This is a genomic window from Legionella tunisiensis (assembly GCF_000308315.1).
Lineage (GTDB): Bacteria > Pseudomonadota > Gammaproteobacteria > Legionellales > Legionellaceae > Tatlockia > Tatlockia tunisiensis.
In genome coordinates, this window is record NZ_CALJ01000073.1 from 1 (window position 1) to 1,115 (window position 1,115).

Below are 1,115 nucleotides of genomic sequence, written 5' to 3' on the forward strand. Positions count from 1 at the left end.
TAGGGCGTGAAGTATGCGGTATCAAATTTCATCTAAATTTAAATAATTAAAACTTTGGTTCCAGGATTAGCTCTTACCCAATTAGCTACATACTCGATATAGTTATTCTTGCCAACAGCAATGCATCCACGCGTTGAGTATGGTAAGTGATTTAACCAACCAAACAAACTAGATGACTGAGTCGGCCCATGGATCCCTACATCTCTCCCTGTATATCCTGAAGCGAGTTGTTTTGAAGTCGGATAGAGAATTGGAATAAAGACTTTAAATTGATTGGATTTTCTTGGATGGGCTAATCCATATAAACCAATAGGCGTTTTATTATCGCCTGCTCGTTTTTTACCGACGCCTTTGTACCCGAGAGCCACTTTAAAAGTCTTAATTACAGTGCCGTGTTTACAAATATTTAAAATTCGCTTTGAAGTGTGTACATTGATTCCGCTTGATAAAGGACAACTTGCAGCACCAGCGAATAAAGCGACAGGAAAAAACAGAGATTATTAAAGAAATTGCTTTTATTTTCATTCAAGTATACAAATATTATTGATATTGGGTAATAATTATCCCATAGTATTATCTTGATTCATAGAGTTGGCAGGCTAAATCCGATTCTACCCCTTCTAGCGTTACTTAATATAGGTCAATTACATTTGCTTCTTAATTAAAAATCTAATCGTTCACACCGTTCATCTAACAAATGGAGATATTTTTCCTGCATCTGTTGAGACAAATAGCTGAAACCAATCATTTGACGCCATACAGGTATTACTTGCAGGAATTCTTGTTTTTGCTCATCAGCACTTAATTCTAATGGACTAAGTTTTTTAATTGAGGTGAAAGCAATCGTAACCCACGTTGCGAATAGTTTTCTTGATTACTTATGATTTCATAGGTAATAGGGCAGTGTTTCATCCTAGTCCCTCAATAGTGACTGCGCCCACCACATCACGTCCAACGAGTATCAATTGACCAAAGTAATCATTTCTATCGATTTTATATTTTCGTAATAGCGCTTCAAGCATAATACCTTCTGGTAATAAGCCTTCAAAAATGGAGGAAATATATCGAAGTCATCTCTTGCTTGTTAATGGCATTGTAAGAGAAATGGGTGCTCC

Annotated in this window: 1 protein-coding gene and 2 pseudogenes; all 3 read right to left on the reverse strand. The window is 36.3% G+C overall.

The window, feature by feature from the left end; translation table 11 throughout:
• Positions 1 to 38: 38 nt before the first annotated feature.
• Positions 39 to 525: pseudogene (locus BN58_RS29600) on the reverse strand (L,D-transpeptidase family protein).
• A 253-nt stretch (positions 526 to 778) separates the two neighbouring features.
• A pseudogene (locus tag BN58_RS37560) lies at positions 779 to 912 on the reverse strand (type II toxin-antitoxin system HipA family toxin); the annotation flags it as partial.
• Entirely contained in the window at positions 909 to 1,061 is a 153-nt protein-coding gene (locus tag BN58_RS33035; protein WP_156812382.1) for a HipA N-terminal domain-containing protein, read from the reverse strand. The gene BN58_RS33035 and the pseudogene BN58_RS37560, both read right to left, overlap by 4 nt.
• Between the last annotated feature and the right edge of the window lie 54 nt (positions 1,062 to 1,115).